This window comes from Raineya orbicola, from assembly GCF_002843425.1.
GTDB lineage: Bacteria > Bacteroidota > Bacteroidia > Cytophagales > Thermonemataceae > Raineya > Raineya orbicola.
This window is the reverse complement of sequence record NZ_NKXO01000012.1, coordinates 39,675-55,117: the sequence shown is the minus strand read 5'-3', so window position 1 is coordinate 55,117 and position 15,443 is coordinate 39,675. Positions and strand designations below refer to the sequence as shown.

The window sequence follows — 15,443 nt, the reverse complement described above, 5'->3', positions numbered from 1 at the left end:
AAAAATATAAGTTAAAAAATTCAGAAAACGAAAAAAATAATTCTACAAATATGAAAATCGCAAAGTATTTCGCACTCATTGCATTACTTGTGGCTTGTAATGCAGAAAAAACTGATAAAAAAGCCGAATTAGAGGCTTTGAAAAAGCAAAAACAAGAAATTGAGGCTAAAATTGCTCAACTAGAAAAAGAACTTGGCACAAATACCAAAATAATGAAAGCCAAAAATGTAGTAGTAACCGCCCTGCAAACTTCTAATTTTGCTAATTATATTGAAATTCAGGGGCGTTTGGAAACAGATAAAATTGTCAATATTAGTGCTCAAACACCGGGGGTTGTGAAAGGCGTGTATGTACGCAGAGGTGATTTTGTAGCGGCAGGGCAAGTGGTAGCCGATATTGACGGCAGTCTGATACTCAAAAATATGCAACCTCTCAAAGCTCAAATAGAACTTGCCCGCACCGTATATGAAAAGCAAAAAGCCCTTTGGGAACAGAAAGTAGGTACAGAGGTTGCTTATTTGCAGGCAAAAACCAATTTGGAAAGTTTGGAGCAACAACTTGCCACTCTGCAAGAGCAATACGCTAAAACGCGTGTAGTGGCTTCAATGGCGGGTGTAGTAGAAGATGTAATGATGAAAGTAGGCGAAATGGCAAGTCCGGGTATGCCGGGTATTAAGATTGTCAATTCTGCCGAATTGCGAGCCGTTGCCGAAGTCCCCGAAGCATACAGCGGGCAAATCCGCCAAGGGGCAGAAGTAGAAATTTTTATTCCTGATTTGAAAAGAAATATAAAAGGAAGAGTAATTTTTATTGCTCAAACTATCAATAACATTTCTCGCAGTTTTCGGGTAGAAGTTGCTATTCCTTACGATAAAGATTTCAAACCGAATATGATTGCTACACTTAAAGTAGAAAATTATGCTAAAAACTCGGCAATTGTTGTGCCTATCAATGTAGTACAGAATGCATTGGAAGGCTCATACATTATGGTAGCTGTTGAGGAAAATGGACAAAAAATAGCTCGCAGACGCAAAGTAGAAGTAGGACAAATCTACAATCGTTCTGCAGAAATAATAAGTGGCTTGCAGGCGGGAGATAAAATTATCACCACAGGCTATCAGGATTTGAACGATGGCGATTTAATCAGCTATAAAATGTAACGCAAAACCGGCTAAATTCACCTTTCAATTTCCGAATAGTTATGAATCATAAAATCAAAGAATTTTTTGCTTCCAGTTGGGCGATAGATAATAAAACCGTTATTTATGCCATTACCATTTTTTTGGTAATTGCAGGTTTGTATTCTTACGAGAAAATTCCCAAAGAGCAATTTCCTGACATTGTAGTGCCTACGATTTACGTACAGAATACGTATGTAGGTGCCTCGCCCAAAGATATGGAAAACTTGGTTACCAAACCCATTGAAGATGAATTGAAGTCTGTCAAAGACATCAAAAAAGTAACCTCTAATTCAGTTGAAAGTTTTTCATCTATTATTGTGGAATTTGGTACGAATGTAAGTGTAGCAGAAGCCAAACAACGTGTAAAAGATGCCGTAGATAAAGCTAAACCCAAATTGCCTAATAGTTCTCTTCGCAAAGAGCCTGTTATTCAGGAAATTGATTTTTCAGAATTTCCCATAATGTACGTAAATATTTCAGGCGATTTCGGTTTGGATAGGCTCAAAAAGTATGCAGAACTTTTGGAAGAAAAAATTGAAGGTTTCCCTGAAATTCGGCGTGTGGATATTATTGGAGCATTGGATAGGGAAATTCAAATCAATGTGGATAAGTACAAAATGGAGGCGGCTACGATTTCCTTTGGCGATATAGAGCGAGCCTTGAGTTCGGAAAATGTTACTATTCCCGGAGGTACTATCCAAATTGATGGCGTAAGGCGTTCTGTGAATATTTCAGGGCAGTTCAAAGATGTAGAAACTATTAAAAATCTGGTCGTAGGAAGTGGCTTGGGTGGCAATATTTACCTCAAAGATATTGCCGAAGTGAAAGACGGCTTCAAGGAGCAAGAAAGTTTTGCCCGAATGAACGGCAAGCCCGTGGTTACTTTGAGCGTAATTAAGAAAGGAGGTGAAAACCTAATTTCTGCCGCTGATAAAATCAAAGAATTAGTGGCTCAAATGCAAGCCGATAGCAAATTGCCTTCTGCTTTAGCAGTAGATTTCACAGGCGACCAATCTAAAAATACTCGCATCACCTTGCACGACCTCATCAATACCATCATCATCGGGTTTATTTTGGTTACGGTGATTTTGATGTTTTTTATGGGGGCTACTAATGCAATGTTTGTTGCCGCTTCGGTGCCGCTCTCGGTGGCTCTGGCTTTCTTGATATTTCCTACTATTGGCTTTACCCTCAACTTTATTGTGCTTTTTGCCTTTTTGCTCGCCTTGGGTATTGTGGTAGATGATGCGATTGTAGTGATAGAAAACACGCACCGAATCTTCGACAACGGAAAAGTGCCCATCAAGAAGGCAGCCAAAGAAGCCGCTGGGGAGGTGTTCTTGCCCGTGCTTTCAGGAACAGCCACTACGCTTGCTCCTTTCGTACCGCTTGCTTTTTGGCCTGGTATTATTGGTAAATTTATGTACTTTTTGCCTGTAACTCTGATTATTACCTTGCTCGCTTCGTTGGTGATTGCCTATACCATCAATCCTGTTTTTGCGGTCGATTTTATGAAACCTCATAGAGACCACAGCAAAAAGCCAGAGGGTACGTTCTACCAAAGAAATAAAGGTATGATAAGCGTAGGAGTTATTTTTGCCATTTTTGCTGCTATTTTCTATGCAAGTGGTTTCTTCGGAATGGCGAATTTCACGCTGACGCTGTTTGCCTTGTTCTTACTCAACAGATTCCTTTTATCTAAAATCATTTATAGATTTCAGAATAAAACTTGGCCTTCGGTACAAAATGCCTACAAACGCTTGCTCTCTTGGACGCTCGTGGGCAAACGCCCTGCTCTGCTGATGCTTGGGGCGGTAGGTTTGTTTATTATTAGCATCGTGGCTCTTATCCTTCGAAAACCTACAATAGAGTTCTTCCCACAAGCCGAACCCAATTTTGTCTATGTGTATGCATCTTTGCCCATTGGTACAGACCAGAACTACACCGACTCGGTGATGAAAGTGTTGGAAAAAAGAGTCAACTCAGTGATTTATCCCGATAACAAACCTAACCCTCTGGTGACTTCGGTGATTACCAACGTAACCATTGGAGCAAGCGAAGACCAAAACGACCGAAGCCCAACACCGCACAAAGGTAAAATTCAGGTAGCTTTTGTAGAGTTTGCCAAACGCAACGGGCAATCTACACAAGTGTATATGGATAAAATCCGAGAGGAAATCAATAAATTAGATTTACCTCATACAATCAAAATAGCCGTAGAAAAAGAACGTAACGGACCGCCCACCGGCAAACCTATTGCCATCGAGATAATGGGAGAAGAATTAGACGAGCTTATTTTGGTAGGCGATTCGCTTCAAAAATTCTTAGAAAACCAACAGATCGCAGGTGTTGAAAAGCTACAATCCGATATTCAGAAAAATAAACCTCAATTACGGGTAGTCATTGACCGTGAGCGTGCCTTGCGTGAAGGGCTATTTACAGGGCAAATTGGTAGCGAAGTTAGTACAGCGATTTTGGGAAGAGAGGTTTCTAAGTTTAAGGAAGGCGAAGACGAATATCCCATTATGCTGCGTTATACCAAAGAACAAAGAGACAACCTCGCCGCTTTAATTAATCATAAGATTACCTTCCGAGACATGGCAAAAGGCGGTGTCTTGCGTCAAGTTCCTATTTCGGCAGTTGCCGAGCTTAAATACGACAACACCTTCGGGGGAATTAAACGGAAAAATCAGAAAAAAATCATCACGATTTCGTCTAATATCCTTTTTGGTTTTAACCCTGCTGCCGTAGTGAAAGACGTAGAAGACCAAATCGCCATATTCAAAGATAAGTATAACGTTCCTGAAGGAATTACTATCCGAATGGGCGGTGAGCAAGAGCAACAGAAAGAAACTTCGGCTTTCTTGGGGTTGGCAATGCTCATTTCGGTTGCCCTCATTCTGATTACCCTGCTTTTGCAATTCAACTCTATTTCCAAAACCTTTATCATTTTGCTACAAATTGTATTTAGCGTAATTGGAGTGCTATTAGGATTGGCGATTACAGGAATGAAGATTTCTATCGTAATGACGGGCATCGGTATTGTAGCTCTGGCGGGTATTGTGGTACGAAATGGTATTTTGTTGGTTGAGTTTACGGACATTCTGCGAGAGCGAGGCTTGCCAATCAAACAAGCCATAGTAGAGGCTGGCAAAGACCGTATGACCCCCGTACTAATGACTGCGACTGCTACTATTTTAGGGCTTATTCCTTTGGCTGTGGGGCTAAATATTGATTTTGCCAAACTCTTTTCCGAAGGCAACCCCAATATCTTCTTCGGCGGCGATAGCGTGGCTTTCTGGGGACCGCTTGCTTGGACGATGATTTATGGATTAACTTTTGCCACTATTCTTACTTTGGTACTTGTACCACTGATGTATTGGATTGCTCAAAATTGGAAAATGCGTTTGCAAAAATTTTTCGGAAAAAAAGAATTAGAAACTCCACTTTCAAGCAATGGCTCTTTGCACAAAGAAGAAACAGAAGTAGAAGCGTTACGATAAAATTTTCATTTTTTCTCTTAATTTTGCTTGCGAAAATGTAAGGGCTTCGCTTTTGGGCGAAGTCCTCTTTTTGAAAAACTTACCTTTTTTTTCCGAATGAAACGCACAGAAATCAGCACACTTGGCGAATTTGGTTTGATAAAAGTTCTTACCGAAAAAACAAAACACTTTCACCCACAAACTATCAGAGGAGTAGGAGACGATGCCTCCGTATGGGATATGGGCGAAAAATATTTAGTCTGTTCTACCGATTTGCTCGTAGAAGGCATACACTTTGATTTAACTTATATGCCACTGAAACATTTAGGCTACAAAACCATAGCCGTCAATATTTCAGATATTGCCGCTATGAATGCTCGTCCTACACAAGTGCTTGTTTCTTTGGCAGTAAGTAATCGTTTTTCGGTAGAGGCTTTGCAAGAAATTTACGAAGGCATACACACAGCTTGCCAAAACTACAAAGTAGATTTGGTAGGGGGCGATACTACTGCTTCGCGAAGTGGTCTTTTTATTTCAGTGGTAGCTTTGGGGGAAGCGGAAAAAGAAAAAATCACTTACCGAAGTACAGCTCGCAAGGGTGATATTATTTGCGTTACGGGTGATTTGGGTGCGGCGTATATGGGTTTGCAGATTTTGGAGCGTGAAAAGCAAGTTTTTTTAGCAAATCCTCAAATGCAACCTCAATTAGAAGGTAGGGATTATGTAGTTCGCAGGCAACTTCGTCCCGAAGCTCGCACTGATATTATCTACGAACTTGCCGATTTAGGCGTAACACCTACGGCAATGATTGATATTTCTGATGGTTTGGCTTCGGAGGTTTTACATCTTTGCAAGCAGTCGGGTTTAGGAGCAATGATTTATGAGGATAAACTGCCCATAGCCCAAGAAACCTATGATACGGCCATAAATGATTTTAACATCTCCCCCATTACTGCCGCCCTGAATGGCGGTGAAGATTACGAGTTACTTTTTAGCATTAGGCAAGAGGATTACGAGAAAATTAAACTACACCCCGAAATTAGTACCATCGGCTATTTTACCGAACCTGAAAAGGATATACATTTAGTTTTACGTTCAGGCAGTTTGGTAAAAATACAAGCACAAGGCTGGCAACATTTTCAAGAAAAAAAATAAAAAAAATTACACGTGTTTTTTGTAGTTTTGAATAAGAACAAAAAATGTTTTAATTTCTACAAAATGAGTATTTTACAAAAAAAAATAACAAGAAATTTGTATAATTTTAGCATCTAAAAATAACTTTTTACAAAATAAAAATTATTTTCTATCTTAAAAAATACAATTTTTAGACTAATAGCCTGAAAAAAAAGCAAATATTTTTTTTGAAAACACGTAAAAGTTGCGTAACTTTGTAACGGAAATAAAGTTTGAGATTTAAGCTCTACTGAAATGCCCGGAAGTTTCTTGCGGGCTTTTCGTTTTTTATAGGAAAAAAAGAGAAAATAAAGTTTTTTCCTTCAAAGCTCTACTGAAACGCTACATTTCGCCATAGAATAAGGATACCCTTTTATTTGTATTACGCAAGAATTTTCAAAAGGTTACATAAAAAGTCAAAAAAAATTTGTAACTTGGGCAAAAATCTTTGCAAAACGCCTATGAAACAAGTTTTTACTTTTCTTTTGGGACTTTTTTTCATTTTCACTGCCCAAGCCCAAAATCTGGAAGAACCTTGCTTAAATCACACTCATTTAGCCCGCTTGCAAAATGAACGGCTCAATTTCTCCCAAGACCTTTACAACAAAATGATGCTCTATGATGTAAAGCAATATCATCTGAATCTGAACGTAGAAACCAACACTACTTTTATTTCAGGTAATGTACGAATTTTTGCCCAAGCCAATGACAATATTACTACGTTTGCCTTTGAATTGCACCCTAATTATACAATTAGCTCGGTAGTGGTAAAAAGTATTACGCACACGGGTTCGGCTATTACACACTCTAATAACGAAATTCGTGTAAATTTAATAGCCGCTATCAATGAAGGAGAATTTTTTGAAGCAATAATCTATTATAGCGGCAATGGACCCGTAGATAATAGCAACCCCGATGCAGGTTTTTGTCAAAGAACCGCCTCTAATGGCAAAAAATACACCTACACAATGAGCCAGCCCTATGGCACTGCCGATTGGATGCCTGTTAAGCAAATTCTTGCCGATAAAGCCGATTCCGTAAAAGTTTATATCACTACTTCTGCCACTAACCGAGTAGGCTCGCAAGGGGTACTGAAACAAATTGTCAATGTAGGAGGCGGCAAATTGCGTTATGAGTGGGAAAGTAAATATCCTATCGCCTATTATTTGATTTCTTTTGCCGTAGGCGAATACGCTGATTACATTGTAAATGCGAACTTTAACTCTAAAACTATTCCTATCATCAACTATCTTTACGATAGTGCTTCTATCACTGCCAACCAAACCAATCTGAACCAAACCAAAGCTACTCTTGAAAAGTTTTGCGAGCTTTTTGGCGAATATCCCTTTGCTAATGAAAAATATGGGCATTGCCAAGTGCCGCATAATTTCTATCTGGAAAATCAAACAATGTCTTCTATGATGGGCTTTCCGAATACCGTGATAGCCCACGAGCTTGCTCATCAGTGGTTTGGAGATGCCCTTACGCTGTTTTCTTTCAGCGAAATAGGACTTACCGAAGGTTTTGCTACTTACTCTGAATATCTGTATCGTGAGCATTTTGTGAGCCTTACTTCTGCTCAGAATACCTACAGCAATTGGCGAAACAACGTAATGAGCCAACCCGGCGGCAGTGTATATTTGGCTGATTCGCTCAATACTACGGCAATGTTTGATAGCCGTCTCATTTACCAAAAAGGAGCTTGCCTGATACATATGATTCGCTATCTTGTCAATAACGATGCCCTTTTTTGGCAAGCAGTTAATACTTTCACAAATACTTACAAGCATCAAAATGTGAATTACAATCTTTTTGCAGGAGTGGTGCAGAGTGTAACAGGTGTAAATCTTACGCAAGATTTTTTGCCTCAATGGTTCAGAGGTGAAGGCTATCCTACTTACAAAATTACTTGGAATTGGAAAGATGGCTATTTTCATCTAATTTCAGAGCAAAGCACTTCAAAACCTTCGGTTACACCTTTTTTCAAGATGCCTTTTGAACTTGCTATCACTGACATCAATGGCAATACTACCATTGTACGCTTTGCTCAAAATGCTAATTTTCAGAAACATAAAATCCCTTTTGCTACGCAAGTTGCAAGCATCAGTTTTGACCCTCGTGTGTTTCTAGTTGCCAAAAGCACTCTAACTTACGACAATACGCTTATTGTAGAAGATAATCCGCCACAAATTGTAGAGTTGCGTCCTGCTCATTTGGCTACCCAAGTAGCAATAGATAGCCCTTTGGAAGTTACTTTTGATGAAAATATTTTTGCAGGTACAGGTAAAATTTGGGTAAAAAATGCTGAAAACAATGCTATTTTTCACGAATTTGAAATAAACGGAGCAGGTGTAAGCATTAACGGCAAAAAATTACGTCTGAAAGCACCTCAAAGTTTTCAGCCTGCCCAAAGCTACTTTGTAGAAATGGAAAATAAAGTAGTAAGAGATAGGGTAATGAACTTTTTTGCAGGATTTTCAGGAGAAAGCACTTGGAAATTCACCACTTTTGACCCCATAAACCATTTGCAACCCCATCAAGAGTTTTTGATTTATCCTAATCCGATGGAAAGCGTTTTGCAAGTGAGTTCGGCAGTACCTGTGGAAAAAATATGTCTTTACAATCATTTGGGACAGATTCTTTTAGAAGCGGAAAAAACAAATATTCTTTCTGTAAAACACCTTGCCAAAGGTATTTATTCTGCCAGAATTTGGCTTGCCAATGGTGAAATAAAAGTACAAAAGATAAGCAAATAAACTTAAATTGGATCTACGTCTATTACTACCTGTACGCTCTTGAAACGCTTATCCAGCATTACTTTCTGACATTGTTGGGCAATGAAATGTTTTACGGGTTTCAAATTGGTTTTTTCACGCTCCAATTTAATTAGAATGTGTTTGATGTATTGATTGCGAACTCTATCAATGAGCGGAGCTTCAGGTCCCAATACACGTGGTTTGCCTAACTTCTCACGAAGCAATTCGGCAAGGCACAAGGCGGCATCTTGGGCATAATCTTTTTCCCTGTGTTTTATAGCAATCCGAATAAGTCTTGAAAAAGGCGGATAATGATATTTTTCACGCTCTAAAATTTCCTCTTGATAAAAGCTCTCGTAGTTATTGTTTTTGATTTTTTGCAAGGTGTGATTTTCAGGGTTATTCGTTTGCACAATTACTTTGCCTTGTGTTTCTCTCCTGCCTGCCCTACCACTAACTTGCGTAAGCAATTGAAAAGCACGCTCTTGGGAACGAAAATCGGCAAAATACAAGAGCCTATCGGTATCAAAAATACCCACAAGGCTGACCTTATCAAAGTCTAACCCTTTGCTTATCATTTGCGTACCTACAAGCACATCAATTTGCCCTGCCTCAAACTCTTGTATAAGGTTCTGATAGGCATTTTTCTGACGAGTAGTATCTAAATCCATTCTGCGAATGCGTGCATTGGGCAAGAGGAGTTTCAAGTCATCTTCTAATTTTTCAGTACCATAGCCTACACTTTTCATTTTTGTAGAGCCACAAGCAAAGCAAGTTTGCGGGGTAGCCATCTTAAAACCGCAATAATGGCAACGTAATTCGCCTGCGTGCTGATGATACACCAGACTTACATTACAATTAGAGCATTTGGGTATCCAGCCACAATCTACACAATTCAGATAAGGTGAATATCCCCTACGATTTTGAAATAAAATAACTTGCTCTTGCTTTTGGATAGTTTCTTGGATATGTTGTAAAAGAGGCTCAGAGTAATTCTGTCTGATTTTCTTTTGCTTACGTTGCTCTTTCATATCCACAAGCTCAATTTCAGGCATTTGAGCATTCCCATAGCGTTTGCGTAAAGCAACAAAGCCATATTTGCCTATTTGAGCATTGTAGTAAGTTTCAACAGCAGGCGTAGCCGAACCTAAAAGTACTTTGGCGTGTTGCAGATGGGCTATCATCACGGCAACATCGCGAGCGTGATAGCGAGGAGCTGGTTCTTGCTGTTTGTATGAAGGTTCGTGTTCTTCGTCAACAATAATTAAGCCCAGATTGTCAAAGGGTAAAAATACTGCAGACCTCACCCCTACCACAAAAGAAAATTTCTGCTGAACAACCCCTTTCCAAACTTCTACCCTTTCATTATCAGAAAATTTGGAATGATACACTCCCATTTTATCGCCAAAAATTTTTCGCAAACGAGCAACAATTTGTGTAGTAAGAGCTATTTCAGGTAAAAGATACAAAACTTGCGAGCCTGATTCCAGAACTTTCTGAATTAAATCAATATAAATTTCTGTTTTTCCGCTACCTGTAATGCCGTGCAACAATACGGTATCTTTTTCGGCAAATAAATCCATAATTTTATCTACTACTTCGCTTTGCTCAGAAGTGAGCTTGAGTTCGTAACTATCAGCAGGCTGAATATCGGCAAATCGTGAAACAATTACTTCAAATTCCTCAAAAACACCATTTTTGATAAGCGTTTCCAGAGAAGAGTTAGAAATATGAGGATTAGAGCGAAAAATAGACTTTTCCAAGCCGTTTTCGTTGAGTGTCCAATCTCTGAAAACAGGCACATTTCGCAAATACAACAGCAAAACATCTAACTGCTTGCTTTCTCTTTGCTCTAAATATTTGAAAAGTTTTTCAAGGTCTGCTTTATCTAAATAATCTCTTGTAAGGCGTATTTTTTTCACCTTTTTAGGTTGGTAGCGTTCTTTTACTTCTTCATAAACAATGATTAACTCTTTCTGCGAGAGCGATTTGATGATATGATAAATATTTTTGAGTTCTAAAAATACAGCGGCTTCGTTGTAAGAAAGTGTTTTCTTTTCTTTGAGCAGTTGGAGTAATTTCTCTTCTTTTTCAGAAAGTTCTATATTTTCCCAAGTTGCATTGGGGTTGAGTTCAATCATTGATTGACTTGTGATTTTCATTCCCGAGGGTAAAGCGACATTCAGCACCTCGCCTATACTACAAAGATAGTAGTCTGCAAGCCACTGAAATAGCTCAATTTGCTTGAACGTAACGATAGGCTCTGTATCCAATAATTCCAGAATATATTTGGCTTGATAATGCTGGGGCGGAGTTTGGTGTAATTTGGCTATGACTGCCGTTAGCACTTTTTTATTCCCAAATTGAACAATAACCCTTGCCCCTACCTGTACGATTTCATTGAGTTCAAAGGGAATGCGATAAGTAAAAAGTTTGGGTATAGGCAAAGGCAGAATTACATCTGCAAAAAGTGTGATTCTTTCAGCGGGAGCGTTTTCAAACATCGTAGGCTTTTTGAGCAAAGATAGAAAAATTTGCTAATAAAATATATTGAACAACATTAATGAAAAATTAAACAAAACTTAACACTCTTTTGCGAAACTTTTACAAAAGTTTTACGTAGTATGAATAGAAACAAACCTAAAAAAAATATGCAAAAAACAATCTTTTTCGTTACTTTTTCCTTATTTACAACAATCTGTGTTTTTGCCCAGACTGAGCGAGAAGTTACTATTACACAATGGTCTGCCAAAGAAGAAGAAGGCTACATAAAAGTTTATGGAGAGGTAAAAAATACCTATCCTAATGCTTTGGGTTTTGTCAAGATTGAAATTGAGTATTACGACAAAGCAGGCAAACCTCTTGGTGTAGATAGATTTACGGCTCGCGATGCGGGTACTATGGCAAAAGATGAAACATCAGCCGAACTAGATGTTATTTTACCCGGCGAAATCTCTCCTTTTCAGAGGATAAGAGATGTGAATAAAATCAAGGGGCAGTTTGGCTCTTGCAAAATCAAAGCTACGGGGCTACTTTTCAAAGAAAATGTACCTATTGCCGCTTCACTTTCTGATTTGAGCATAACACCACAAGGTAAAAATTTCGTGGTAAAAGGCACTTACAAAGCCACAGGTAAAGAAGCCTGCAAAAATCCTGCAATCATAATTACAGGATACGATAAAGCAGGAAAAGTCGTTCAAGTAAATAAGTATAATTTCACCGTAGGTACTGATAAATATAACTTTGTAAAATCGCTTGCAGTAGGCGAAAGCTACAATTTTTCTACCAACTTTAATACATCAGGGAACGTAAGTCAGGTGAAAGTCTTCCCATTTTTTAGTGGCTATTTTTAGTTAGCTCAAATTCTGCCTACTTACACCAATAACACTTATTTAGTTTCCAAGTTTTTATTTTTTTGAAATCCCCCAAAAGAGGGATTTTTTTATTAGCAAAAACTTTCTAAATTTATACCAAGATTTACAAAAAAATATCAAAAAAATTGAGTATAATTCAAAATTCCAGACTTTATTCAAATGCGTTATTGGCTTCTGATATTATTTTTGCAAAACGTTTATCTGCTTTCAGCTCAGAACGATATTGCCTTACTCGTACAGAAAACCTATCAAATACGCTCTGATAGCAATTTAGTCAAGACCTATCAGGATATTGGCAAAATTTACCTTGATGAAAAAAAATTGAACGACTCTGCCTCTTTTTATTTTCAAAAAAGTCTTGATTTGGCTCGTAAAATTAAGTTTTTATCTGGCGAAGCACGCAGTTTTGAGCTTTTAGCCCTCAGTCAAGAGGCACAAGGCAAATATGCAAAAGCCTTGGAACTTTACAACCAATCTGCAATTTTATACGGTAAAATGGGCAATAAAAAGGCTCAAGCCATTTCGCTCAATATGGCGGGAATAATGTGCGACTATCTTGGGCGGTTTGATGAAGCCTTGAAATATCTGTTTCAAGCCGCTAAAATCAAAGAGGAAATCAATAATCTGTTAGGACTTTCCAACACCTACAATGATATTGGTATTATTTACGAGCAACTCAAAGAAGGCGATAAAGCCATTGAGTACTATCAAAAATCTTTGGAAATATTAGAAAAAAATGGAGGAAAGCCTCACTCTATTGCCAATATTTACAACAATATAGGGGTTGTTTTCTATGACCAACACAAATACGACGAAGCCCTGCAATATTTTCAAAAATCTATGGCAATTCGTGAAAAAATCAATAGTAACAATCTACTTAGCTCTATTTTCAACATTGCTAATATTCATTATGCGAGAAAAAACTATACTGAAGCGTTAAAGCTATATCTGAAAGCCTTAGATATCGCCCAAGAACAAAAAAGAAATGAATTCATTAGCCAATATCATTTGGCAGTAGCTTTTACACAGATAGCTCTTGCTGATTACGATAATGCTCGCAAGCATATTGAAGAAGGCTTAAAAATTGCCCAAGAGTTTCAGTTCAAAATGAATGAGATGGAGGCTTACGAGGCAATGGTGAAATTAGATTCAGCACAAAAAAATTACGAAAGTGCTTTCAAAAATGCCCGCAAACTCGCAAAATTAGAAGTGGAGATGTTCAAAAAAGAAAAATCAGAACAAATAGCCCGCTATCAGACCCTCTACGAAACTGAACGCAAAGAAAATGAAAATCGCCTTCTCAGGCAAATGCAAACAGCCCAAATGACAGAAAATCGCCTTTTACGTGCCGAAAGTGAAAGAAAAGCAATGGAAAATGAACTGCTTCGCCAAGAGCAAGAAATGAAAGAATTAGAAAACAAACGCCTCGCAGAACTACAAAATTTCACCAAAAAAGAAAATCTGCTCCTCAAAGAATCAGAAAAACTGAAAGCCGCAGAAAATGAAAAATTACGTATCCAGAATGAAAGAGATAAGCAAAAATTACACTTGCAAGTCATTATTTCTATCAGTTCTATTGTACTTATTATACTTTTTTCAGCCTTGCTCTTGGCTTTGTTTTATGCCCACAGGAAAAAAATTATAGCTTACAGGCTTTTACAGGAGGTAAATCAGGAAGTAAGTCTGCAAAGAGAAGAAATTTTAACGCAAGCCGAAACACTTAAAGAATACAACGAACAAATGAAATTACAAAATTTAGAGCTTTCGCAAGCCTACGCACATATTCGCGATAGCATCTTATACGCCGAAAGACTACAAAATGCAGTAATTTCGCAAGAACAAGACCTTACCGAGCTTGTAGGGGAATGTTTTGTGCTCAACCTACCTCGTGATATTATTTCGGGAGATTTTCTCTGGACTGCCCAACACGAGCAGTACAAGTGGATAGCTGTAGCGGATTGCACAGGACACGGCGTTCCCGGCTCTATGATGACTTTCTTGGGAATTTCTGCCCTCAATCAGATTGTTATGGAAAGAAAAATCTTTGAACCCGCCCAAATTCTAAACGAATTGGATAAATTCATAATTCAGTTTCTCAACAAATCGGGCAAAGAAAATGGAAATATTCCCCAAAGCGATGGAATGGATATTTCACTCATTTGCATAGATACTAAAAAGCAAATTTTACAATTTTCGGGGGCAAAAAACCCTCTTTATGTATGTCAGAACGGCAATTTGCAAATTGTTCCTGCGGGTATGTTTTCTTTGGGCTTTAATATTTTTCAGGAAAACAAAAATTTTACCCAATACGAAACTACTTTGCCTCAAAAAACTACTTTGTTCCTTTGTACAGATGGCTTTCAAGACCAATTCGGAGGCAATGCAGAAAAACCCAAAAAATTTATGAACAAAAACCTCAAAGAAACCTTTATGCTGGTAGCAGAACTTCCGTTGCAAGAGCAAAAAAGAGAGTTACTCAAAAAATTTATGGACTGGAAAGGTAATTTTCCCCAAACTGACGATGTACTTGTGGTAGGAATGAGGCTATAAAGATTTTTTTTGCAAAGCTACAAGAGCCGCTAACTTATCTTGGGAAAGTTGGGCTTGCAAAGCCTCTAAACTTTCAAAATTCATATCATTTCGCAAAAAATTTACAAATTCTAATGTAATGGTTTTCCCATAAATATCTTGGTCAAAATCAAAGATATTGACTTCAATACGCAATTCAGAATTTTTATCAATTACAGGACGTTTGCCGATGTAAAGCATTCCACCGTAGCGTTGATTATCAATCTTTACCCAAACAGCATAGATGCCTTCTGCGGGTATAAGTTTGTAATTTTCAGTCATTTGTAAATTTGCCGTAGGATACCCTATGGTTCTGCCAATTTTATCCCCCTCTATTACCTTGCCCGAAAGTGTATAATACCTACCTAAATATTTGGTGGCTGTGCTAATATCCTTGCTAAAAAGAGCACTTCGGATTTTGGTAGAACTAATAGTAATTTGGTCTATATCTTGGGCGGGAATTTCTTCTAAATCAAAAGAGTAGCGAGATAAATTCGCTTTCAAAAAATCTATATTCCCTGAGCGATTTTTGCCGAAATGGTGGTCGTAGCCGAGAATGAGCTTTTTGGCGTGAGTAGTCTGGATATAGATTTTCTCTACAAATTCATTAGCAGAAAAGTTGGCTAAATGCTCATTAAATTTCAGCACCAAAAGATAATCAACCCCTGTTTGGGCAATGAGTTCTATTCGCTCTTGAAGTGTATTGAGCAGTTTTACTTCTTGCCCAAAAAACATTCTTGGGTGAGGAAAAAAAGTTACAATGACGCTCTGTCCGTTATGCAGGCGAGCTGTTTCTACCACTTTTTTCAAGATGCTTTGATGCCCAATATGAACGCCGTCGAAAGTACCACTACTCACTACGGCGAAAGGCAAAACAGGAAACTCGTGAGCCTCGTAGAAAGTTTGCAT

The 15,443-nt window shown here is 38.2% G+C and carries 8 protein-coding genes; 6 read left to right on the top strand and 2 right to left on the bottom strand.

Annotation, left to right across the window (positions count from 1 at the left end):
- Positions 1 to 50: 50 nt before the first annotated feature.
- The 4 genes from Rain11_RS04910 (at position 51) to Rain11_RS04895 (ending at position 8,592) form a co-directional block, all read left to right on the top strand.
- The gene (locus Rain11_RS04910) at positions 51 to 1,160 is read left to right on the top strand and encodes an efflux RND transporter periplasmic adaptor subunit (protein WP_101358227.1); all 1,110 of its coding nucleotides are present in this window, start codon (positions 51 to 53) and stop codon (positions 1,158 to 1,160) included.
- 41 nt (positions 1,161 to 1,201) lie between these two features.
- The gene (locus tag Rain11_RS04905) at positions 1,202 to 4,684 is read left to right on the top strand and encodes an efflux RND transporter permease subunit (protein ID WP_101358226.1); all 3,483 of its coding nucleotides are present in this window, start codon (positions 1,202 to 1,204) and stop codon (positions 4,682 to 4,684) included.
- Between the two features lie 96 nt (positions 4,685 to 4,780).
- Positions 4,781 to 5,818: a thiamine-phosphate kinase gene (gene thiL / locus Rain11_RS04900; protein WP_101358225.1), complete on the top strand. Its 1,038-nt coding sequence runs from the start codon at positions 4,781 to 4,783 to the stop codon at positions 5,816 to 5,818.
- A gap of 479 nt (positions 5,819 to 6,297) precedes the next feature.
- A complete protein-coding gene (locus Rain11_RS04895) occupies positions 6,298 to 8,592 on the top strand; it encodes a M1 family aminopeptidase (RefSeq protein ID WP_133121512.1) in 2,295 nt (764 codons plus the stop codon).
- Between the two features lie 2 nt (positions 8,593 to 8,594).
- On the opposite strand, the gene priA is transcribed toward Rain11_RS04895, so the two are convergent.
- Positions 8,595 to 11,096, bottom strand: coding sequence for a replication restart helicase PriA (priA, locus tag Rain11_RS04890; protein ID WP_101358223.1), 2,502 nt, complete (start codon positions 11,094 to 11,096; stop codon positions 8,595 to 8,597).
- Positions 11,097 to 11,243: 147 nt separating this feature from the next.
- Here priA and Rain11_RS04885 point away from each other — a divergent pair, with 147 nt between their 5' ends.
- Positions 11,244 to 11,945 carry a hypothetical protein gene (locus Rain11_RS04885; RefSeq protein ID WP_133121511.1) on the top strand — a complete coding sequence of 234 codons (702 nt, stop codon included), beginning with the start codon at positions 11,244 to 11,246 and terminating at the stop codon, positions 11,943 to 11,945.
- Between the two features lie 180 nt (positions 11,946 to 12,125).
- On the top strand, positions 12,126 to 14,516 hold the full coding sequence (locus Rain11_RS04880) for a tetratricopeptide repeat protein (protein WP_101358221.1): 2,391 nt from the start codon (positions 12,126 to 12,128) through the stop codon (positions 14,514 to 14,516).
- On the opposite strand, the gene Rain11_RS04875 is transcribed toward Rain11_RS04880, so the two are convergent.
- Positions 14,511 to 15,443 carry a bifunctional riboflavin kinase/FAD synthetase gene (locus Rain11_RS04875; protein ID WP_101358220.1) on the bottom strand — a complete coding sequence of 311 codons (933 nt, stop codon included), beginning with the start codon at positions 15,441 to 15,443 and terminating at the stop codon, positions 14,511 to 14,513. The two genes, Rain11_RS04880 and Rain11_RS04875, sit on opposite strands and share 6 nt — an antisense overlap.

What these genes read in the sequence shown, in the direction of transcription:
- Rain11_RS04910 (WP_101358227.1), top strand. Translation starts at nt 51, where the DNA reads ATGAAAATCGCAAAGTATTTCGCACTCATTGCATTACTTGTGGCTTGT.
- Rain11_RS04905 (WP_101358226.1), top strand. Translation starts at nt 1,202, where the DNA reads ATGAATCATAAAATCAAAGAATTTTTTGCTTCCAGTTGGGCGATAGAT.
- thiL (WP_101358225.1), top strand. Translation starts at nt 4,781, where the DNA reads ATGAAACGCACAGAAATCAGCACACTTGGCGAATTTGGTTTGATAAAA.
- Rain11_RS04895 (WP_133121512.1), top strand. Translation starts at nt 6,298, where the DNA reads ATGAAACAAGTTTTTACTTTTCTTTTGGGACTTTTTTTCATTTTCACT.
- priA (WP_101358223.1), bottom strand. Translation starts at nt 11,096, where the DNA reads ATGTTTGAAAACGCTCCCGCTGAAAGAATCACACTTTTTGCAGATGTA.
- Rain11_RS04885 (WP_133121511.1), top strand. Translation starts at nt 11,244, where the DNA reads ATGCAAAAAACAATCTTTTTCGTTACTTTTTCCTTATTTACAACAATC.
- Rain11_RS04880 (WP_101358221.1), top strand. Translation starts at nt 12,126, where the DNA reads ATGCGTTATTGGCTTCTGATATTATTTTTGCAAAACGTTTATCTGCTT.
- Rain11_RS04875 (WP_101358220.1), bottom strand. Translation starts at nt 15,443, where the DNA reads ATGCAAACTTTCTACGAGGCTCACGAGTTTCCTGTTTTGCCTTTCGCC.